Source organism: Lysobacter cavernae (assembly GCF_042648505.1).
GTDB lineage: Bacteria > Pseudomonadota > Gammaproteobacteria > Xanthomonadales > Xanthomonadaceae > Lysobacter_L > Lysobacter_L cavernae.
In genome coordinates this window covers 404,215-424,943 of record NZ_JBHRXK010000002.1, presented here as the reverse complement: position 1 = coordinate 424,943, position 20,729 = coordinate 404,215, and the positions used below count along the sequence as shown (strand labels likewise).

General features: G+C 70.0%; 17 protein-coding genes and 1 tRNA gene. 5 read left to right on the top strand and 13 right to left on the bottom strand.

What is annotated here, in order from left to right:
- Positions 1-26 precede the first annotated feature (26 nt).
- The 4 genes from ACFOLC_RS06235 to ACFOLC_RS06220 all read right to left on the bottom strand — a co-directional run bounded on the left by ACFOLC_RS06235 (position 27) and on the right by ACFOLC_RS06220 (position 4,468).
- Positions 27-1,538 (bottom strand): PH domain-containing protein, encoded by a 1,512-nt coding sequence (locus ACFOLC_RS06235; protein ID WP_386758358.1) that lies wholly within the window; start codon positions 1,536-1,538, stop codon positions 27-29.
- Positions 1,522-2,049: a PH domain-containing protein gene (locus ACFOLC_RS06230; RefSeq protein WP_386758357.1), complete on the bottom strand. Its 528-nt coding sequence runs from the start codon at positions 2,047-2,049 to the stop codon at positions 1,522-1,524. The genes ACFOLC_RS06235 and ACFOLC_RS06230 overlap by 17 nt, the downstream gene beginning before the upstream one ends.
- Positions 2,046-3,485: a hypothetical protein gene (locus ACFOLC_RS06225; RefSeq protein WP_386758356.1), complete on the bottom strand. Its 1,440-nt coding sequence runs from the start codon at positions 3,483-3,485 to the stop codon at positions 2,046-2,048. Before ACFOLC_RS06225 ends, ACFOLC_RS06230 begins: the two co-directional genes overlap by 4 nt.
- Before the next feature lie 62 nt (positions 3,486-3,547).
- Complete coding sequence (locus tag ACFOLC_RS06220) at positions 3,548-4,468, bottom strand: lauroyl acyltransferase (protein WP_386758355.1); 921 nt, start codon at positions 4,466-4,468, stop codon at positions 3,548-3,550.
- Positions 4,469-4,561: 93 nt separating this feature from the next.
- Here ACFOLC_RS06220 and dtd point away from each other — a divergent pair, with 93 nt between their 5' ends.
- Both dtd and rpoD read left to right on the top strand, forming a co-directional pair.
- Positions 4,562-5,002, top strand: coding sequence for a D-aminoacyl-tRNA deacylase (gene dtd / locus ACFOLC_RS06215; RefSeq protein WP_386758354.1), 441 nt, complete (start codon positions 4,562-4,564; stop codon positions 5,000-5,002).
- A gap of 83 nt (positions 5,003-5,085) precedes the next feature.
- Positions 5,086-6,945, top strand: a complete 1,860-nt coding sequence (gene rpoD, locus ACFOLC_RS06210; protein WP_386758353.1) for an RNA polymerase sigma factor RpoD — start codon at positions 5,086-5,088, stop codon at positions 6,943-6,945.
- A 69-nt stretch (positions 6,946-7,014) separates the two neighbouring features.
- On the opposite strand, the gene ACFOLC_RS06205 is transcribed toward rpoD, so the two are convergent.
- The 4 genes from ACFOLC_RS06205 to ACFOLC_RS06190 form a co-directional block, all read right to left on the bottom strand.
- Positions 7,015-8,112 carry an efflux RND transporter periplasmic adaptor subunit gene (locus ACFOLC_RS06205; RefSeq protein WP_386758352.1) on the bottom strand — a complete coding sequence of 366 codons (1,098 nt, stop codon included), beginning with the start codon at positions 8,110-8,112 and terminating at the stop codon, positions 7,015-7,017.
- A 26-nt stretch (positions 8,113-8,138) separates the two neighbouring features.
- On the bottom strand, positions 8,139-11,237 hold the full coding sequence (locus tag ACFOLC_RS06200; protein ID WP_386758351.1) for an efflux RND transporter permease subunit: 3,099 nt from the start codon (positions 11,235-11,237) through the stop codon (positions 8,139-8,141).
- 186 nt (positions 11,238-11,423) lie between these two features.
- The gene (locus ACFOLC_RS06195; RefSeq protein ID WP_386758350.1) at positions 11,424-12,281 is read right to left on the bottom strand and encodes a LytR/AlgR family response regulator transcription factor; all 858 of its coding nucleotides are present in this window, start codon (positions 12,279-12,281) and stop codon (positions 11,424-11,426) included.
- An 11-nt stretch (positions 12,282-12,292) separates the two neighbouring features.
- Complete coding sequence (locus ACFOLC_RS06190) at positions 12,293-13,381, bottom strand: sensor histidine kinase (protein WP_386758349.1); 1,089 nt, start codon at positions 13,379-13,381, stop codon at positions 12,293-12,295.
- A 453-nt stretch (positions 13,382-13,834) separates the two neighbouring features.
- Here ACFOLC_RS06190 and ACFOLC_RS06185 point away from each other — a divergent pair, with 453 nt between their 5' ends.
- A complete protein-coding gene (locus tag ACFOLC_RS06185; protein WP_386758556.1) occupies positions 13,835-15,100 on the top strand; it encodes a cation:proton antiporter in 1,266 nt (421 codons plus the stop codon).
- On the opposite strand, the gene ACFOLC_RS06180 is transcribed toward ACFOLC_RS06185, so the two are convergent.
- The 3 genes from ACFOLC_RS06180 to ACFOLC_RS06170 form a co-directional block, all read right to left on the bottom strand.
- Positions 15,057-15,132 (bottom strand) — tRNA-Ile (locus ACFOLC_RS06180). The two genes, ACFOLC_RS06185 and ACFOLC_RS06180, sit on opposite strands and share 44 nt — an antisense overlap.
- 294 nt (positions 15,133-15,426) lie before the next feature.
- Positions 15,427-16,107 carry a hydrolase gene (locus ACFOLC_RS06175; RefSeq protein ID WP_386758348.1) on the bottom strand — a complete coding sequence of 227 codons (681 nt, stop codon included), beginning with the start codon at positions 16,105-16,107 and terminating at the stop codon, positions 15,427-15,429.
- Between the two features lie 88 nt (positions 16,108-16,195).
- Positions 16,196-17,059, bottom strand: a complete 864-nt coding sequence (locus ACFOLC_RS06170) for a pirin family protein (protein WP_386758347.1) — start codon at positions 17,057-17,059, stop codon at positions 16,196-16,198.
- Between the two features lie 128 nt (positions 17,060-17,187).
- Here ACFOLC_RS06170 and ACFOLC_RS06165 point away from each other — a divergent pair, with 128 nt between their 5' ends.
- Entirely contained in the window at positions 17,188-18,093 is a 906-nt protein-coding gene (locus ACFOLC_RS06165) for a LysR family transcriptional regulator (RefSeq protein ID WP_386758346.1), read from the top strand.
- A gap of 244 nt (positions 18,094-18,337) precedes the next feature.
- On the top strand, positions 18,338-18,721 hold the full coding sequence (locus tag ACFOLC_RS06160; protein WP_386758345.1) for an HU family DNA-binding protein: 384 nt from the start codon (positions 18,338-18,340) through the stop codon (positions 18,719-18,721).
- A gap of 80 nt (positions 18,722-18,801) precedes the next feature.
- Here ACFOLC_RS06160 and ACFOLC_RS06155 read toward each other — a convergent pair whose 3' ends face one another.
- Together ACFOLC_RS06155 and ACFOLC_RS06150 are read right to left on the bottom strand one after the other, a co-directional pair.
- Positions 18,802-19,404: a nucleotidyltransferase family protein gene (locus ACFOLC_RS06155; protein WP_386758344.1), complete on the bottom strand. Its 603-nt coding sequence runs from the start codon at positions 19,402-19,404 to the stop codon at positions 18,802-18,804.
- Positions 19,401-20,408, bottom strand: coding sequence for an XdhC family protein (locus ACFOLC_RS06150; RefSeq protein WP_386758343.1), 1,008 nt, complete (start codon positions 20,406-20,408; stop codon positions 19,401-19,403). Before ACFOLC_RS06150 ends, ACFOLC_RS06155 begins: the two co-directional genes overlap by 4 nt.
- Positions 20,409-20,729: the final 321 nt, after the last annotated feature.

Genomic DNA, 20,729 nt, shown 5'->3' with positions numbered 1-20,729 from the left:
GGTGGCCTCGTTTGCCGAAGCGGCGGCTACCAACGCAAAGGGCGCTTCGCCAGCGTGCGTGAAAGGGCCGCGTACAACGCACGCGCCTCGGCTTCGGGCAGGAAGCGGATCCGCAGCGGCGGCGCCATCGCGCCGGCGCCGGCGGTGTCCAGCCACAGTGTCGCCGTGCCGCAGCGGCGGTCGACCGGCGAGCGGGTCAGCTGCAGCGCCTGCAGCTTGTCGAGTTCGGCAAAGCGCCAGGTGCGACTCCACCAGCCTTCGCGCGCCGCCACCAGTTCGGCGCCCATCGCGTAGGCGCTGCGCTGGGCACGCCGGCGCGCCTTGAACGCCGCCCACGGCAGCCACCCCAGCGCCAGCAGCCCCCAGCCGCCGAAGCGCCAGGTCAGTGCGACGGTGATGAGCAGCGTCCACGGTAGCCCCGGCAGGAACAGCCGCCACCAGCTCGCCGCCGGCAGCGGCCGCCACTCCAGCTGCGACCACTGCGCTTTCGGCAGCAGGTGTTCGATCAGCGCGTCGCAGGTTGCGGCTGGGGCAATCGGCGCCAGTTCGCGCAGCGCGCGCGACTGCTCGGGGTTGTCGTCGGCGACCGCGGTGTCGACCTCCAGGCTGCGCCGCCGCAGCAGGCGGTGCATCAGGCCTTCGCGCAGGGTCCAGGCCTGGATGCGCCGGCGCGAGGCGCTGGTGCGCCAGCGCGCGAGCAGGCCGCGCTCGACGGTCAGGCGGCGCTCGTGCTCGCTCAGCCGGAAGCCGTAGTACTGCAGCAGCGCCAACAGCATCGAGAACAACCGCAACAGCAGCACGAACCCGGCGAACAGGCTGGCCGCCGCGAGCGCGTACTCGGCCGGGCCGAAGCCGTGCGCGCCGGCGTAGCCGAACAGCTCGCCGCCCAGCGACTCGAACGCGTTCGGGATCAGCCGCGGACTGAACTGCGAGGCGCCGGCAAAAGCCGCACCGACCACGATCAGGCCGCGGTTGGACACCAGCCCCAGCCGCAGCACTTCGCCCGGCGGCAGTACCAGCAGCGGCGGTTCGGCGGCCGGCTCCGGTGCAGCCTCGGCATCGGTGACCGCACCGCGCCGGCGCACCAGCGCCTCCAGCGCCAGCGCGTCGGACAGCTTGAGCACGCGCATCTGCGCTTCCGGCTTCTTGCCGCCGGCCGACTCCAGCCGCACCTCGGCGACGCCGAACAGCCGGTGCAGCAGCGACTGCTGCAGGGCGACGTTGTGGATGCGCGCGAACGGGATCACCCGCAGGCTGCGTTCAAGCAGGCCGCTGCGCACCACCAGGCGGTCGCCGGCCACGCCGTAGCGGTAGGTGGCGTATTGCCACAGCGACACCACCACCAGCACGCCGACGCCGATCAACGGCCACAGCTCGTTACGGTCGCCACGACCGAAGAACAGCAGCGCCAGCAGCGGCACGATGAACTGCTTGAGCTGCTGCAGCAGCACGAACAGCCACGACATCGGATGCAGGCGGCGTTCGGCGGTGACCGGCGCCGCGGATGCGCCCGGTGCGGGGTCAGGCGTCGACGTCATCGTTCTGGCGGCCGAGGTGATCGCGCAGGCGCTCGGCGTCGTCGACATCGAGATGCGCCAGCGTCACCGCGCTGTGGCGGGTGCCGGCGGTGTGCACCACCAGCGTCGCCAGCCGGCGACGGCGCTGCAGCGGGCCGCGCTTGAGGTCGAGGTGCTGCACGCGCGTGGCCGGCACCCGTGTCTCGCGCTGCCACAGCTTGCCGCGGCGGATCGCCAGGCCGTCGTCGTCGAGGTGCCAGAAGGTGTGGCGGTAGTGCTTGAGGCCGAGCCAGGCGCCGAAACCAAGACCGAGCGTGGCACCGAGTACCGCGCCGCCGGTCGACGACAGCAGCGGCAGGTGCCGGTCGAACGCCGTGCCCAGCACGAAGCCGGCAACCGCGGCCGGGACCGCCAGAGGCAACGCACCGAGCACGCACAGCGCGCGTGCGCGCAACGGCAGCGGTTGCCAGTCGGCGGAGTCGGGTGGCGCGGCGTGCGTCGGTGCCGTCGGGATGCGGTCGGGGTCGCTCATAGCACCGGCTGCTCGTAGGCGTTGTAGTCCTGCACCCAGTCGTGGCGTCGCTGGTAGACAGCCAGGCGCTGGCGCATCCGCCGCCGGGTGTCGGTGGCTTCCTGCGGCAGGCCCGCGATCGCGCGTTGCTGGTAGTGCACGGCCTCGTCGAAGCGGCCGTTGGCGGCGAGCGCGGCGGCGACCGTGTCGAGTTCGGCGTAGGACAGCGTGTCGGCCTGGGCGATCATGTGCCCGGCCAGCGCCATCGCCCGCTTCGGGTCGCGCTGCGCGGCGATCGGGCAGGTCGCCAGGAACCAGACCCGGTCGTTGCGCGCGCCGGTGACGCCGGCGTCCTCGGCGCGTGCGCTCCATTCCTCGGCCTGCTGGCAATCGCGGCCGTTGCCGCCGGCGCCGTTGAAGATCAGGCCGCCGAGGTGGGCCATGGCCGGGCCGACCCCGCCCTCGGCGGCGCGGCGCGTGTGCCGGGCCAGCTTGGCGACCGTGTCGGCAGGCACCGGCTTGCCCTTGGCCGGGGTGTAGTCCTGGGTGAGTGCCTGGATCACCGCGGCGGCGGCCTGGGCATTGCCGGCGTCGCTGGCCTGTTCCAGCAGTTGCAGGGCGCGGACGCTGTCCTTGGGCGCGATCGCGGGCAGGGCACCGGAGTACAGCAGCGAGCCCAGCGCGAACTGCGCCAGGCTGTCGCCGTCGGCGGCCTTCTTCTCCAGCGCGGTGACGCGGGCGCGGTAGCCGTCCTCGTAGCGCGGCCAGGTCTCGTTGAGGCGGGTGCGCGCGGTAGCGTCATCGCGCAGTGGGCGGTCGAGCACCGCCAGCGGCGGCGCGTCGCCTTCGCCACCGGCCAGGCGGGCGACGATGAACTGCAGCATCTGCGTCTCGGACATCCCCGAGCGCGTGATCTCGTGCTGGATGCCGGTCGATTCGTCGAGCGCCAGCGTTTCCGCCATCACCTTCCAGGCGCCGGCCTCACGTGCAAGCTCGGGGCCAAACTGAAACTGGGTGCCGGTCGGCGGCCCCAGCTCGCCGACCGCGCGGTCGCTGGCGATCAGGGTGACGTGGCTCAGCTGCGACACGGCCTCGCCCGGGGCGGGCGAGGCGACGCCGCACCAGCCCTCGCGCACGCATAGGCGGGCGATGTCGCGGTCATCGAGCGCGGCCAGGCGATCGCCGTCGAGCTTGGCACGCAGCACGTAGACGAACACGCGGTCGCTGAGCGGCAGGCGCCGCACCTGTTCGGCCGAGGCGACCAGCGCGGCGTCACGCAGGAAGCCGTAATGGCGCAGGGTCGAGCCGGCGAGCAGGTCGGCCGCGGCCGGGTCGTCGCGGCTGCCCAGTTGCGCGTAGCGGTCCCAGGCCTGGCTCGCGGCGTTCATCGCGTCGAGGTCGTCACCGGCCACGGCCGGTGCGGTGAACAAAGCGAACAGCAACAACCAATGGCGCATCGATGCCTCCCCCAGCGTCGATCAATGTGGTTGATCAGCGGTTGTTGATCAGCGGCTGTTGATCAGCGATTCCAGTACGGATTCTCTTCCCCGGAACCCGGTGGCCGCAGCGTATAGCGTTTGTAGGTCCACTGGTATTGCGCCGGGTCGCGGCGCGCGATGCGCTCGACCGCGGCGTTGAGCGCCGCCACCGCCACCGCCGGATCGGGGTCGGCGACCGCCGCCGGCGCCGCTTCGATGTGCAGGGCGAAGCCGGGCCGGTCGGCGTGGGTGTCGATGCGTTCGCACCAGGCGAACAGCACGGTCGCGCCGGTGCGCGCGGCCAGCCGCCCGAGCAGGGTCATGGTCAGCGCCGGCACGCCGAAGAACGGGGCGAACTCGCCGTCGCCGGCCTTGGGTTGCTGGTCGGGCAGGATGCCGGTCACGCCACCGCCGTTGAGGATCTTGAACAGCTGGCGGATCGCCGGGCCTTCGGCGCGCACCTGGGTGACGCGGGACGCGTCGGTGTCGGCGCGGACCAGGTGGAGGAAGGCCTCGACCACCGCCGACTCCGGTGGCCGGTACAGGATCGCCAGCGGCGTGCGCCAGGCCAGCCACTGGTTGAGCAGCTCCCAGTTGCCGTGGTGCGGCGCGGCGATGATCACGCCGCGGCCGGCGGCGATCGCCTGGTCCATCAGGTCGGTGCCGTGCTGCTCGCGCAGCAGGCGCAGGTTCTCGCTGTGCGGGCGGGTCCACAGCCGCAGCGTCTCCAGCACCTGGCGGGCGGTGGTGCGCAGGATCGCGTCGTGCAGTTGCGCGCGCTGGGGCGGCAGCAGCTCCGGATAGGCCAGTTCCAGGTTGATGCGCGCGACCCGACTCTCGCGCACGTCGCGCCAGCGCCACCACGCCGCCAGGCCGTCGCCCAGGCGCAATAGCCACGGCCACGGCAGGCGACCGAGCAGGGCGGCGAAGGCGTACAGCAAGCGTGCAGCAAGTCGGCTCATGCGACGAGTCTAACCGTGCCGGTTGACCGCTCCGGCCGGCACCGACAGCATCGTGCTTCCACTCCTGTGCGGACGCCCCATGCGAGAGCCGACATGCTGGCCCTGATCCAGCGCGTGACCGAAGCCAGCGTGCGCGTCGACGGCGCCACCGTCGGTGCGATCGGACCGGGGCTGCTGGCGCTGGTCGGGGTCGAGCCCGACGACGGCGAGGCGCAGGTGCAGCGCATGGCCGAACGCCTGCTCGGTTACCGTGTGTTTGCCGATGAGGCCGGGCGCATGAACCGCGGACTGGCCGACACCGGCGGCGGTTTGTTGCTGGTCAGCCAGTTCACCTTGGCGGCCGACACCCGCAGCGGGATGCGGCCGGGCTTCAGCACCGCGGCCGCACCGGAACGGGCTGAACCGTTGTTCAGTCGTCTGGTGGCAATCTGCCGACAAAACCATGCTGGGGGGGTGGAAACCGGGCGGTTCGGTGCCCATATGGTGATCAGTCTGGTCAACGACGGTCCGGTGACTTTCCTGTTGCGGGCCTGACCCCGAACTCTTCCTTTCAGCCAAGGCTGGCCTCGCCGGGTATAATGCTCGGTTCCCCAGCCTCAACCTCCGGTGTCCAGTCCATGGCCAACGAACGTCCGGCCCCCCAGTCCGACATCAAGCAACTGATCAGCAAGGGCCTGGAACAGGGCTACCTGACCTATGCCGAGGTCAACGATCACCTGCCCGACGACATGGTCGATGCAGAACAGATCGAAGACATCATCGGCATGATCAACGGCATGGGCATCGAGGTGCACGAGGTTGCGCCGGATGCCGAGACGCTGCTGCTCGCCGGCGAAGCCGCCAGCGGCCGCGAAGTCGACGACACCGCGGCCGAAGAAGCCGCCGCGGCGCTGACCGCGCTCGACGGTGAAGGCGGCCGCACCACCGACCCGGTGCGCATGTACATGCGCGAGATGGGCACGGTCGAGCTGCTCACCCGAGAGGGCGAGATCGCCATCGCCAAGCGCATCGAGGAGGGCCTGAACCAGGTCCAGGCCTCGCTGGCGCTGTTCCCGGCGACGATCCAGCTGATCATCGACGATTACGAGCAGCACAAGGCCGGCAAGAAGCGCCTGGCCGAGATTATCGTGGGCTTCAACGACCACCTCGACGAGACCCCGGAGCCGCCGGCGCCGGTTGTCGTGGCCGAGGTCGCTGACGGCGACGAGGACGAGGACGAGGACGAGACGGCGGCCGACGAGGAAGCCGAGGAGGTCGCGTCCGGTCCCGATCCGGTCGAGGTCGCCGCGCGCATGGAGGCCATCTCCGGCGACTACGCCAAGTTCCTCAAGGCCTACGCCAAGCACGGCCCCGGCCACAAGAGCGTGATCAAGCTGCGCGAGGACATCGCCGCGGTGTTCGTCACGCTCAAGCTACCGCTGCCGCTGACCGACGTGCTGGTGAAAAACCTGCGTGAAGTGGTCGGCAAGATCAAGGACCACGAGCGCCGCATCCTCGACCTGTCCACGCGCGTCGCCAAGATGCCGCGCAAGGACTTCATCCGCGCCTGGGAAGGCAACCAGACCAACCTGGAATGGGTCGACGAGCTGCTCAAGCGCAAGCAGAAGTGGTCGTCGGGCCTGCGTGACGTCAAGGACCAGGTCATCTCCGAGCAGGAGGCCACGATCGCGGTCGAGCAGGCCTCTTTGCTGACCCTGGCCGACATCAAGGACATCAGCCGCGCGATGGCCTACGGCGAAGCCAAGGCGCGCAAGGCCAAGAAGGAAATGGTCGAGGCCAACCTGCGCCTGGTGATCTCGATCGCCAAGAAGTACACCAACCGCGGCCTGCAGTTCCTCGACCTGATCCAGGAAGGCAACATCGGCCTGATGAAGGCGGTCGACAAGTTCGAGTTCCGCCGCGGCTTCAAGTTCTCGACCTACGCCACCTGGTGGATCCGCCAGGCGATCACCCGCTCGATCGCCGACCAGGCGCGCACCATCCGCATCCCGGTGCACATGATCGAGACGATCAACAAGCTCAACCGCATCAGCCGGCAGATGCTGCAGCAGTACGGCCGCGAGGCGACGCCGGAAGAGTTGGCGAAAGAAATGGACATGCCCGAGGACAAGATCCGCAAGGTCATGAAGATCGCCAAGGAACCGATCTCGATGGAGACGCCGATCGGTGACGACGAGGATTCGCACCTGGGCGATTTCATCGAGGACACCAACGTCGAGTCGCCGGTCGAGGCCACGGTCAACATCAACCTCACCGAGACCGTGCGCGACGTGCTCGCCGGCCTGACCCCGCGCGAGGCCAAGGTGCTGCGCATGCGCTTCGGCATCGACATGAACACCGACCACACCCTCGAGGAAGTCGGCAAGCAGTTCGACGTCACCCGCGAGCGCATCCGCCAGATCGAAGCCAAGGCGTTGCGCAAGCTGCGCCATCCCAGCCGCTCCGAGCAGCTGCGCAGCTTCCTCGACATCGACTGACCGCTGGCAAGCCGTCGTCACCAACAGGCCCCGCAAGGGGCCTGTTTCGTTATGGGCGGGGTCGCGGCCCTAACGCGCGGACACCGCGCGCGACAGGGTCTGGACGGTGACGGCCTGGCCGGGCTCGACGCGTTCGCCGCCGCGCACGATCAGGCGGTCGCCCGCGGCCACCGGGCCGGCGACCTCGACCAGTTCGCCGACCGCGGTGCCGGTGGTGACTGCCAGCCGCTCGGCCCGGCCATCGCCGCCGACGCGCAGCACGAAGGAACCCTCGCGGCGCAGGACCACCGCATCGCGCGGCACCGCCACCACCGCGCGCGTCGTCGCGCTGGGCAGGCCGACGTCCACCGCGCTGCCCACCGGCAGCTCGCTGGTGGCCAGGGCGATGCGCAGCTCCAGCTGGCGCGAGGCCTCGTCGCCGACCGGCACCAGCGCGCTGACCGGGTGCGGGCGCTCGGTCTGGCCCACGCGCACCAGCACCGGCGTGCCCACGGCCAGGTGCGGGCCCAGGTCCACCGGGGCCCGCGCCCGCACTTCCTGCGCGGCGGTGTCGACCAGCCGCGCCACCGCGGCGCCGGTGGTGAGGTACTCGCCCAGCTGCACCTGGCGCTCGGCGACCACGCCCGCGAACGGCGCGCGCACCACCATCTGCGTGCGCTGGTGGCGCGTCTGCGCGAGCAGGGCCTGGGCGCGGGCGCGGTCCTGCACCAGCGTGTCGCGGTCGGCGCGCAACTGCTCGTACTGGGCGCGGGCGATGTTCTGCTGCGCGGCGAGCTGCGCGTAGCGCTGCTCCTGCCGCGTGGCCATGTCGAGCTGGGCCTGGATGCGGCCCAGGTCGGCCTGGCTTTCGCGTTCGCGCAGGCGCAGTGCGGTGTCGTCGAGCACTGCCAGGGGCTGGCCGGCGCGGACCTGCTGGCCGACCTCCACGACCTCGATCACGCGTCCGTCCTGTTCGCTGGCCACGCGCGCGTCCTGGCGGCTGATCACGCTGCCGGGCGCCCAGTGGCGTGGCGCCAGTTCGGTGCTGATCGCCGCGGCCACGCTGACCACGGCGGGCGGCGCCGGCGGCTGGGCGGGGGCGCTGGCATCGGCGTCCAGGTCGATCAGTGGAACCACCACGACAGCCGCAACGGTTGCGGCGATGAGGCACTGGTGCAAGGTGCGCATGGCAACCTCCGGGGGAGAGAAAACGATCAGGACGAAGCCTGGGGCAGGGGCGCAGTGGCGAGCGGATCGGCCGCCGTCGCGGCATCGCGGCGCGATTCGGCCAGGCGCAGCAGCGCCGGCACCAGCACCACGGTGAACAGCAGGCTCAGCGCCACGCCGCCGACCGACACCGCCGCCAGGCCGCGGTAGATCACCGCGCCCGGCCCGGGGTTGATGGCCATCGGCAGTGCGCCGAGCACGCCGGTCAGGGCGGCGATCAGGATCGGTCGCAGGCGCTGGTCCAGGGCCTGGCGCAGGGCGTCGTCGAGGCCGGCACCGGCGGCCTGCGCCTCGCGCGTCTGCGCCACCAGCAGGATCGCGTTGTTGATCACCATCCCCAGCAGCATGATGAAACCGATCATCGACAGCAGGTCGAGGGTCTGCCCGGCGGCCAGGTCGAGCGCGCGCAGGCCGAGCACGCCGCCGAGCACCGCCATCGGCAGCGTCGCCATCACGAAGGCGCTGTCGCGCAGTGAGCGGAACATCGCCGCCATCAACATGAACAGCACCACCAGCGCCATGACGAAGTTCAGGCCCATGCTGCGCACGACCTCGTCGAGGCGGTCGGCGCTGCCGGACACGCGGACGTCGGCGTCGGCGGGCAGGACCTCGCGCAGTGCCGGCACCACGTCGTCGTCGACGATGCGCAGCGCCGCCTCCAGCGACATCGCCGGCGGCGGGTCGACGGTCAGGGTGACGGTGCGGCGGCGGTCGATGCGGCGCAATTGATTCGGTGCGAGCACCGTGTCCACCTGCGCCAACTCGCCCAGGCTCAACACGCCGCCTTGCGGGGTCGCCAGCGGCGCGACGCCGAGGCGCTCGAGGTCGTTCTCGCGGTCGCTGCGCAGGATGATGGCCAGGCGGCGATCGCCGTCGAAGTGCTCGCCCAGCCATTGGCCGTCGCCGAGCGTGCGCACCACCGTGCCCAGTTCCGGTCGTCGCCAGCCGACTTCGGCCAGGCGGCGGTCGTCGGGGTGGACGCGCAGCTCCGGCGCGCCGGCATCGGCATTGGGCCAGGCCTGCACGTTGGCGCCGGGGAAGCGCTCCGACAACCGCTTGCGGCCGGCCTCCGCCGCGCGCGCCAACGCGTCGCCGTCGGTGTGCTGCAGGTGGATGGCGATGGCGCGCGCCGAACCGCCGAAGCCGCCGAACAGCTCGCCTTCGCTGGCGAAGGCGCGGGTGTCCGGGAAACCGGTGACGACTTCGTCGCGGACGATGCGCTCGAGTTCGCCGATCTGCGCCGGATCGGCCACGCGCGCGCCGATAGTGCCGCCGCCGGGCCACAGCCACAGGTACCAGTTGCTCAGCTGCGGTCCCTTCTGCCCGTCCATGTACGGCTTCATGCGCGCAAGTAACGTCGGCGCGATCTCGCTGTTGACGCGCTCCGGGCTCATGCCGGGTGGGAAGTTGAACACCGCGTCCACCGCCGCGCGCTTCACCGGAGGCAGGTAGTCGATCTGTGGCATCAGCAACGCCGCCAGCAGGATCGGACCGCCCACCACCGCGCCCACCCACCTCCATTGGCGCTTGCGGTCGCCGGTGGTGCGCAGCGCCCACTCCGTCACGCGCGCCCAATAGCGGTGCTGCTGGGCGTCACGCGGATTGGCGCGCAACCAGCTGCCTGCCGCCGCCGGCAGCACGGTCACGGCGATCAGCAACGAGATGCCCACCGCGATCGAGATGGTCAATGCCAGGTCGGAGAACAGCTGGCCCTCGACGTCGTCCATGAAGATCACCGGCACGAACACCGCGACCGTGGTGACCGTGGAGGCGACCAGTGCGCCGGCGACCTGGCGGGTGCCCTCCAGCGCCGCCTGCCGCGCCGGCAGGCCGGTCTCGCGCAGGCGCACGATGTTCTCGGCGACCACCACCGCGGCATCCATGACCATGCCGACGGCGAAGGCCAGCCCGGCCAGCGAGATGACGTTGAGGCTGCGTCCGCCGAGCTTGAGGACGATGAAGGTGGCCAGCAGCGAAATCGGGATGGCGCAGGCGATCAGCAACGTCGCGCGCACGTCGCGCAGGAACCACCACAGGCAACCTACCGCCAGCAGTACGCCGGCACCGAGGCTGCCGGACAACAGGCCGATGGCGCGATTGATGAACACCGACGCGTCGAAGCTCTGCGCGATGTCGAGCCCGCGCGGCTTGAGCTCTTTCTCGCGCACGTCGGCGACAACGCGCTTCACCTCGTCCAGGGTGTCGAGCACATTGGCGCCGCTCTCGCGCAGGATGCGCAGGCCGATGGCGGGGTTGCCGTTCTGATAGGCGAACTGGCGTTGCTCGGGGCGTTTGACCTCGACGGTGGCGACATCGGCTAGGCGCACCGGCCGCCCGTCGCGCCAGGCGAGGATGAGGTTGCCGAGCGCTTCGGGGGAATAGCGCCCGGCGAACCTCAGAACGTACTCGCGGCGTCCGGCCTCGACCACGCCGCCGGAGATGTCGGTGGCGCGCGCGGCCACCGCCGCCACCTCGGGGATCTGGATGCCCAGCGCAGCGGCGCGTTCCAGGTTGAGGGTGATGGTCAGCTCTTCCGGCGCGCCGCCGTTGATCTCGACGCCGGCGACGCCGTCCACCGCCGACAGGCGCGGCACGATGCGGTCCTCGATCAGTTGCCGGTAGTCGAGGATGTCGCCACGCGTGTCCGGCAGCTTCTGCACGAAGAAGAAGGTCAGCGAGTTGTTGGCGTTGTCGGCGCCGGCCTGCACCACCGGCGGGGTGGCATCGCGCGGCAGCGGCTGCAGGCGGTTCATCCGCGACAGCACCTCCACCAGCATCGCGTCCATGTCGCTGCCGACGGCGAAGGTCAGGTTGATCTGGGCATTGCCGGCGTTGACGTTGGAGGCGATCTCCTCGAGCGCGGGCAGGCCCTGCATCACCGCCTCGATCGGCTCGACGATCTCCGACTCCATTTCCTGCGGCGAGGCCGCGCGCCAGCCGGTCTGGATCGACATCTGCGGTCGCTCGATGTCGGGGAACAGCTGCAGCGGCAGGTCGAGCAGGCTCATCAGGCCGAACGCGCAGACCATGGCCACGGCCACCGCCACGGCGGCGGGATTGCGCAGCGAGGCATCGGTGAGCTTCATCGGCGGGTCCGCAACGGAAGTGCGGTGGACGATGCGCCCGCTGCCAGGCGACGTTATGCCCCGGAAGTCACGCTGGGGCAGGGTTTGCGCCCAACGGTGTGGTAGCTGCGCCGAAGCGTTTCGGCACGATATTTGCGGCGTGGCGGGCGAGGCGCCGTGTGCCGGCGCGGGTTACAGCGCGCGGGGTTACAGCAGCAGCGCCAGCTTGTCGCGGTGGCTGCGCGAGAGTTTCAGCTCCTGGCCGCAGTCCAGGCGCAGGAAGCTTTCGCCGTTGCTGTGCGGACGCAGTTCCACCACCCGCCGCGCGTTGACGATGGTGGAGCGGTGGATGCGCGGGAAACGCTGCGGATCGAGCTGTTTTTCCAGCTCGCCCATGGTGGCGCGCAGGATCAGGGTCTTGCCTTGCGGCGTGTCGCCGTCGGTGTGGATGCACATGTAGTCGCCGGCCGCATCGATCCAGCGGATCGCGGCCAGGTCGACGCGCACCGTGTGGCCGCCGTCGCGCACGGCCAGCTTGTCCTCGCGACGCAGTTGCTCGATCGCGTCCGGCCGCAGCGCTGCGTCGAGGTCCAGCGGCGGCCGCCCGCTCAGCTCGCCGAGCAGGCCGAGCAGGTGCGCGCAGTGGCCGCTGGCCTCGCGCTGCACGTGGCTGCGCCGTACGCGATCGAGCGCCTGGCTCAGCCGCGACTCGTCGACCGGCTTGAGCAGGTAGTCGGTGGCCGAGGCCTCGAACGCGCGGATCGCGTAATGATCGTAGGCGGTGACGAACACCACCAGCGGCAGCTCGGCCGCGGGAATGCTGCGCAGCGTCTCGAAACCGTCGATGCCCGGCATCTGCACGTCGAGGAACATCAAATCCGGATGGTGTTTGCGCAGGCCCGTGATCGCGGCGGCGCCATCGCCGTACTGGCCGACGATTTCGACATCGGGATGGTCGCGCAGGCGGATTTCCAGGCCGCGCCGGGCCAACGGCTCGTCGTCGACGATGAGCGCGCGCAGGCGTGTCGCGCCCGGGTGCGCTGCGCCGTCGCTGGCGGCAGGCATGCGGTCCACGCTCAGGCCCCCACCGTCTGCGCGGTCTCGAACGGCAACCGCAGCGTCACCTCGATGCCGCGCGGTTCGCGGTTGTGCACGGCGAAGCCGCCGGCGTCGCCGTACAGCACGTTCAGCCGTTCGCGCGTATTGCGCAGGCCGACGCCCTTGCCCGCGGGCATCTGGTCGCCTTCGAGGCAGTCGCAGCCGGGGCCGTCGTCGATCACGCGCAGCCGCAGTTGCTCACCTTCGCGCCGCGCCTCGATGCGCAACAACCCGCCGGCGACCTGCTTGGCCACGGCGTACTTGATGGCGTTCTCGACCAGCGGCTGCAGCAGCAGGCTGGGCAGCAGCGCGCGCCAGCAGTCCTCGTCGATGTCGGTCTCGATGCGCAGGCGCTCGGCGAAGCGGATCTTCTCGATGTCCAGGTACAAGGTCAGCGCGTCCAGCTCCTGGCGCAGGGTGACGCGCTGCATCGGGTCGTTGTCGAGCGAGTGCCGCAGGAACGACGACAGGCTTTGCACCATGCGATTGGCGGTGGCGTTGTCGCGGTCGAGGATCAGGGTGGAGATGGCGTTGAGGGTGTTGAACAGGAAGTGTGGGTTGAGCTGGTAACGCAGCATCTTCAGCTGTGCCTGGTGCGCCATGGTGCGCGCGGCGAGGGCGCGCCGGGTTTCGTCCTGCAACTGGCGGTAGTACTTGATGCCCAGGTACAGGCCGACCCAGGCCAGCACCACGTAGATGTAGGTGAGCGCGTAGGCCACGTACGCGGCACGGTTCATCGGCACGCAGGTCTCGCAGAACTCGACCAGCACGGTGCGGGTGGTCAGGTCCATCAGCGCCGAGCTGGCCAGGATCGGCAGCACCATCACCGCCAGCAGGCGCCGCGGCGGCAGCGCCCAGCAGGCCCGCAGCAGGTAGCGCAGGCCCAGCGTGACGACGGCGCCGGTGGTGGCCGCCGTCAACGGCACGATCCAGTAACCCGACGGCTTGCCGTGGGCGATGGCCGACAGATAACCCAGGCCGAAATAGGCCAGCCAGCCGCCCAGGTGGAGCAGCCAGAACAGGTGCTGGCGCGGCAGGTCGAGCGGATGAGCGGCGGCGATGGCCATGGACTTGGGCTGGGCGCAGGTAACGCGATGCTACCCCCGTCCGGGCAGGCCACTGCAACGGTTCGGCGGCGAATGCGCACGCCTGGCCGCAACCGTACCTGCGTGGAGGAGCCCCGGATCGCGCAGGGCACCGTTTCAGGCAGTAGCCGCGATCCGCGCGGCAGTGCTCAGCATGTGCCGTGAAAGCACTCGGCCAGAAACCCCGCGGTCGCGCGCATGCCCGGCAGCTGCCCCCGCCCCCGCCAGTCGCAGCGCCCGGCATCCATCGCCGGGCGCCCGCTTCACCGTGAGGGTTGTTTTTGCGTGCTCTCGTTGCCTAAACGACCACGACCGATCACGGCATCACCAGAGCCACCAAGCCATTGCTTCGGCGCCTGCGATCTTGCTGGACCCGCGAGCGCCTGAAGTAGGATTGGCGCGCCGGGGCGTCGTCCGCTGCCGGGGAAGAAGGCCTTGAACGCACCCACACTGTTGCTGGCGCAGTTGACGCTGATCCTCGTCGCGTGCCGACTCTGCGGTTTCCTTCTGAAACGCATCGGCCAGCCGCCCGTCATTGGCGAGATGGCCGCGGGCCTCCTGCTGGGCCCGATCGTCTTCGGGGCATGGCTTCCCGACGCGCATGCCGTCGTGTTCGCGCAGCAATCCCTGCCCGCCCTGTCGGGTCTTGCCACGGTCGGCGTCGCCTTGTTCATGTTTTTGGTCGGCCTGGAACTGCGGGCTCCGGAAGGCACGCGTGCACAGGTGCGTTCGGCTGTCTTCGTCGGGGGCTTGGGCGTCGTGGTGCCCCTGCTGCTCGGCTTGGCCATTTCCCCCTTTCTTTATGACCGATATGCCCCCGAAGGCGTGGGCTTCTGGCCGTTCGCCCTGTTCGTCGCGGCGGCGATGTCGGTGACCGCATTCCCGGTGCTGGCGCGCATTCTCAAGGACCGCAACCTGACGCGATCGCTGCCCGGTCGCCTGGCGCTGGGCGCGGCCGTCATCGACGATGCCTGCGTATGGATCTTCCTGGCGCTCGTGCTGGCGCTGACGCGTGGCGACACTCCCTTCCAGGCGCTCTTCACGGTACTGGGCGGCATCGGGCTGGTCGCGGTCGTATTCCTGGTGCTCAAGCCGCTGTACGCGCGCCTCCTGCGCGATCGTGCCAGCGACGATGAGATGCGGGCTTCCACATTCGCGTGGGTGATCATCGGCTGCATGGCGTGCGCGGCGGCGGCCGAATGGATCGAGCTGCACGCGGTGTTCGGCGCGTTCCTCTTCGGGGCCTGCCTCCCGCGCCACGAGCGTTTGCTGCATGCGCTGGTGAAGCGGATCGAGCCGGTCGCCGTTGTTTTCCTGATGCCGGTGGTCTTCGCACTGGCTGGCCAGAACACGACCGCGCATGCGTTCGCGGGAGCCGGAGCCGGCGCCCTGATCATCGTGCTCCTGGTGGCCATCACCGGCAAGATCGTCGGATGCGCGGCCGGCGCCCGCTTGAGCGGCCATGGCTGGCGGGACAGCCTGGCGGTGGGCTCGCTGATGAATGCCCGCGGCCTCATGGAGCTCATCGTCATCAAGATCGGATTCGAGGCCGGCGTGATCGGCCCGGAACTTTTCACCATGCTGTTCGTGATGACGCTGGTGACCACGTTCATGGCATCGCCGCTGGTGAGTGCGTTCTACCAGAAGGATGGCTTTGTGGTGGGCCCACCAGGATTCGAACCTGGAACCAAGGGATTATGAGTCCCCTGCTCTAACCGTTGAGCTATAGGCCCACGTGGGGGCGCATAGTAACAGTGGGCCATGCGCAGACGTCGAGTTCCGATGGTTCGATCAGTCGGGCCGTAGGCGATGGTCGCCTTGCCAGGCCAAGAATGCTTTTTGATCAGATGCTGCTGTGCATCGAGGCGATCGAATCACGGAGTTGATTGAGTCCACCGGCACGCGTCGTCGCCATGGACGAAGGCCGGGCGCTGAGGCCGTAGTGGTTGATTGCGTGCCGCGCGCTGTTGTGGTCGTCGCTCCGGATCGACGCGCAGCCCACTATCGGGGCCGCGCGTCGCGGTTGCTCACCCGCGCTCCGAGTCGAGCGCTTCGTGGTTCTTTTCCACGTCCTGCGCTTTCAGATAGCTCTCGATCAGCAACTGGTACGGCGGGAAAATGCGGGTGTAGACCTCGGCCCATTGCTGAGCGTCGTCGCGGTGCCAGGTCTTCTGCAACTCGGAGGCGACCGCGGCGGTGTCCACCGGCACCACGCCGGCCTGGACGATGCGCGCCAGGGTGATCTCCTGCGCCATCTTCGAGTAGGTGCCCGAAGCATCGATCACGGCGAACACCTGGTAGCCGTCGGCGACCGCGGCGATGCTCGGGAACGCCATGCACACGCTGGTGATGGTGCCGGCGACGATCAGCTGCTTGCGGCCGGTGGCCTTGACCGCAGCGACGAAATCCGGGTTGTCCCAGGCGTTGATTTCGCCGCGGCGAGCCACGTACTGGGCATGCGGCGCGGCCTGATGGATTTCCGGGATCAGCGGGCCGTTCGGGCCTTGAGGCACCGACGCGGTGGTGATGACCGGCAGCTTGGCCAGGGTCGCCATCTGGGCCAGCGCGGTGGCGTGCGCGCGCAGCGTGGTCATCGGCATGTCTGCGACGGTCTGGAACAGGCCGCTCTGGTGGTCGATCAGCAGCATGACCGCGTCGTCGGGGTGGATGATCGGCCTGGCGCCGCTGAAGTTGGCGGGAGTGCTCATGGATGTGCTCCTGTGGGGTGGGTGGAAGCGCGGTTGATGGCCGCGCGTCGCTGCGTTTCGGGCGGACCAGGCAGCGACGCGGATCGGGTCAGTGCATCTGGCCGAACTGGCCGCTGTTGAAGTCCTGGATCGCCTGGGCGATCTCCTCCTGCGTGTTCATCACGAACGGGCCGTAGCCGACGATCGGCTCCTCGATCGGTTCGCCGCTGAGCAGCAGCACCGTGGCGTCGCTGTTGGCTTCGATGGCGACGCCGCGGCCGGCGCGATCGAGCATCACCAGCTGCGCCTCGCGCGCGACCTGGCTGCCGTTGACCAGCACCGTGCCGCGCAGCACGACCAGCGCCAGCGTGCGGCCTTCGGGCAATTCGAAGTCGGTGCTGTGCCCCTGCCGCAGGCGCAGGTCCCACACGTCCATCGCGGTGAAGGTGCGCGCCGGCCCACGCTGCCCTGCGTATTCGCCGGCGATCACGCGCAGCGTGCCGGCGCCGCCGGGCAGGTCGACGACCGGGATCTCGGCGTCGAGCAGGGTCTGGTAACCCGGCACGGCCATCTTGTCTTTGGCCGGCAGGTTGACCCACAGCTGCACCATCTCCAGCGTGCCGCCGCTGCGGGTGAAATCGTGCGAGTGGAATTCCTCGTGGAGGATGCCCGACGCCGCCGTCATCCATTGCACGTCGCCCGGGCCGATCTTGCCGCCAGCGCCGGTGGAGTCGCGGTGCTCGACTTCGCCTTCGTAGACGATGGTGACGGTCTCGAAGCCGCGATGCGGGTGCTGGCCGACGCCGCGCGGCTGCGCCGCCGGCGCGAACTGGTGCGGCCCGGCGTAGTCGAGCAGCAGGAACGGGCTCAGGTGCTGGCCGTGACTGTTGTAGGAAAACAGCGAGCGGGCCGGGAACCCGTCACCCACCCAGTGCGGCTTGGGGGCGCTGTAGACGCCGAGGACCTTCTTCATGGGGATCTCCTGCGGGCGGTCCGGAGCGGGCCGCTTGGTGGAGATCACGGTATTCCCGCAACGATGGTCGCGGTAGTCGCCAGGATTTATCCTCAGAGTCCTATCTGGTGAACGCTGGGGCGCGGACGATGCAGGACCTCAACGACCTGTACTACTACGCGCAGGTGGTCGAGCGCGGCGGCTTCGCCCCGGCCGGGCGCGCGCTCGGCGTGCCCAAGTCGAAATTGAGCCGGCGCATCGCCCTGCTCGAGGAGCGCCTGGGCATACGCCTGATCCAGCGTTCGACCCGGCACTTTTCGGTCACCGAGGTCGGCCAGACCTACTACACGCATTGCAAGGCGATGCTGGTCGAAGCCGAGGCCGCGCAGGAGGCCATCGACATGACCCGCTCGGAGCCGCGCGGGATCGTGCGGATGACGTGCCCGGTCACGCTGCTGGACTCGCGCATCGGCGAGATGGTGGCCGACTTCATGGTCGCGCACCCGCGTGTCGAGCTTCACCTCGAGGCCACCAACCGCCGCGTCGATGTCATTGGCGAAGGCGTCGATGTCGCGATCCGCGTGCGCCCGCCGCCGTTGCAGGACAGCGACCTGGTCCTGCGGGTGCTGGCCGATCGCGGCCAATGCCTGGTGGCCAGCCCGGCGCTGCTGCAGCAGTCCGGCACACCGCGGGTGCCGGCCGACCTGTCGCAACTGCCCAGCCTCGATCTGGGCGTGCCGCAGAACGAGCACGTCTGGCAGTTGTTCGGCCCCGACGGCGCGCAGGCGACGGTGTATCACCGGCCGCGCTACATCACCCGCGGCATGCTGGCGCTGCGCACGGCGGCAATGGCCGGTGTCGGCGTCGTGCAATTGCCGACGATGGTGGTGAGCGGACCGCTCGCCCGCGGCGAACTGGTGCATGTGCTGCCGCAGTGGGCACCGCGACGCGAAATCATCCATGCCGTGTTCGCGTCGCGCCGCGGGTTGCTGCCGTCGGTGCGGGCGCTGATCGACTTTCTCGGCGAGCGGTTCCAGCACCTCGACGAGGACTGAAGGCGGGCCAAGCGTGTCCGTGACGGGGCGCGGCATCGGTGGCGGCGCCGCGCGCAAAGCCACCGTTTAGGTCAATTCCGCCGTGAAAACGGAGGTGGTCGTGGCAGCGTGGGCGCCCTGGAGCTCATAAAGCCGCATTTTTCGCCTTCTTGGACTTGGCGGCGCGAGAGTGTTGCCCTACATTCCGCTTGCCTAGTGGGGTTTTCGGGCAACCCATCCACCCATCGAGTACTACGAGACACATATGGCGAAGACGAAGAAAGTGGCAAAGAAAGCCGCACCGAAGAAGGCCGCCGCCAAGCCGGCCGCTCCGAAGCCGATCAAGGAAGCGCTGAGCAAGTCCGGTCTGGTTGCGCACATCGCCGAGGCGACGGGCGTGCTGGCCAAGGACGTGCGCGCCGTGTTCTCCGCGCTGGAAGGCGCCGTGCACGGTTCGGTCAGCAAGAAGGGCGCGGGTTCGTTCACCCTGCCGGGCCTGCTGAAGATCACCGCCGTCAACGTGCCGGCCAAGCCGAAGCGCAAGGGCATCAACCCCTTCACCAAGGAAGAGCAGTGGTTCGCTGCCAAGCCGGCATCGGTGAAGGTCAAGGTGCGTCCGCTGAAGAAGCTGAAGGACGCCGCGGCCTGATGACCGCCGGGATGCGGTGTGCGCAACGCCACCGCATCCTTCCTTCCGGCGCGGCATGCGCCGCGTAGCAACGGCCGCGGCTAGCGGTCGAGCAGGCCCAGCGCCTGCGCCTTGACGACGTCGGTTTCGACATCGATATCCAGCGCCAGCTCCGGCGCTTCCAGTCGCCAGACCGAATCCGACGGCAGCCGCGTCAGCGCCGCGCCCAGGCCGCGGTCGCCCTGCAGATGCGCGGCCTCGCGCAGCAGCGCCGCCGAGACCACCGCGGGGATGCCCAGTGCGCTGCCGTGCGCGGTGGCCGCGCAACCCGATGCCGCCGTCGAGGCGCCGTCGAGCAGTTGCTGCAGATGCTCGGCCGCGAGCGCGGGTTGATCGCAACCGACGACCAGCGTGGCCCCGGAAAAATCGTGCAACGCCGCTGCTGCCTGCTGCAGGCTGCTCGCCAGGCCTTGCGCCCAGTGCGGATTGAACAGGGGCTCGATGCCGAAGCCGGCCAGCGCGGCGCGCACCACCGTGTCGTACGCGCCGGTCACCACCAGCAGGCGTTGCGGTCGGGTCTGTGCGGCCAGGCGCACCGCGCGGTGCACCAGTGCCTCGCCGTCACGCCGCAGCAGCTGTTTGGCCCGGCCAAGCCGGCGGCTGCCGCCGGCGGCCAGCACCAGCGCGGCATGCGCCGGTGTCACGCGGCCTCGCCGTGCAGATGCGCCTGCAGTTGCGCGGCGATGCTCAGCGCGATCGCTTCCGGGCCGGTGCCGCCCAGACGCAGGCCGACCGGTGAATGCAGGCGCGGCAGCAGTGCCTCGCGCGCGCCGGCGGGTAATACGCGGAACAGGTCCTCGCGCCGCCGCACCGGGCCGAGCAGGCCGATGAAACCGGTCGTGGTCCCGGCCAACGCCGCCAGCGCTTCGCGGTCGAGTTCGAAGTGGTGATGCATCACCAGCGCGGCGTCGCAGGCCTGCGGCGATGCCAAGGCGCGGGTCGGCGGCAGTTCGAGCGCGCGATCGGCGTGGGCGGCCATCGCCCGCCAGCGGGGGCGTTGTTCGACCAGCGTGGTCATCGCGCCGAGCGTGCGCAGCAGCGGCAGCAGGATCGGCGACTCCGGACCGCCACCGAACACCAGCACCGCCGGCGGCCGCGGGACCTCGACCGCCCACTGCGTCGCACTGCCGCCCCAGGACAGTGGAGCGGTGGCCAGGGTGGATTGCACACGGCGGTCACCGACGCGGGCCGTGATGCCGCCATTGGCCTGCAACGTGATGCGCAGGGGCCCGATGCCATCGCACCAGGACGCGATCAGCGTGGCCCACGCCGTCAGCGCACGCAGCGGCAGCAACGCCAGCCGCAACTGGCCGCGGCAACCGACCGCCGAGCCGGCGAACAGGTCTTCGTCGCTGCGCGTGTCGATCTCCAGCCACTCGATGCGTTGGGCACGCACGGCCTGCTGCGCACGCAGTGCGATGTCCGGCTCAAGGCAGCCGCCGCTGAGCCAGCCGACCTGCCGGCCGGCCGCGCCGAACAGGGCCAGGGCGCCGGCCTGGACATACGTCGAACCCTCGGTGTCGAGCACCAGCGCCAGCGCGGCCTCGTCGTCGTGCCGCAGCGCGGTCGCGGCGGCGTCCAGCACCGCGCGCGCGCCACCGGTGCCGAACGGGGCGGGCGAACGGGCGATGACCGGCGAAAAGTCCATGACGGTTCCGAAGGGCGTTGCAGCGTCGAGTCTAAGCAATGCCGCCGCCACGCTCGCGCGAGGCGGTGATTATGGGGCGGGCTGCGCCGCCGCGGCCGGCCGGCGCAGCGCTGCAGGATCGGGCAAGAATCCATTAACAATCGGCTAACGCCGCGGGCGTCGCCGTTCGTAAGGTTCCCGGTATCCCGGGTTCGTCCGGAGGCATCGAGTGAGCGTTCATGGCGCTTGGCAACGTCGGCTGCTGCAACCGGCCGTGTCGGCGATTGGCCGCGTTAGCGCCGGACCTGGCGGCACGCGCGCGCCGGTGCCGCACGAGCGGTT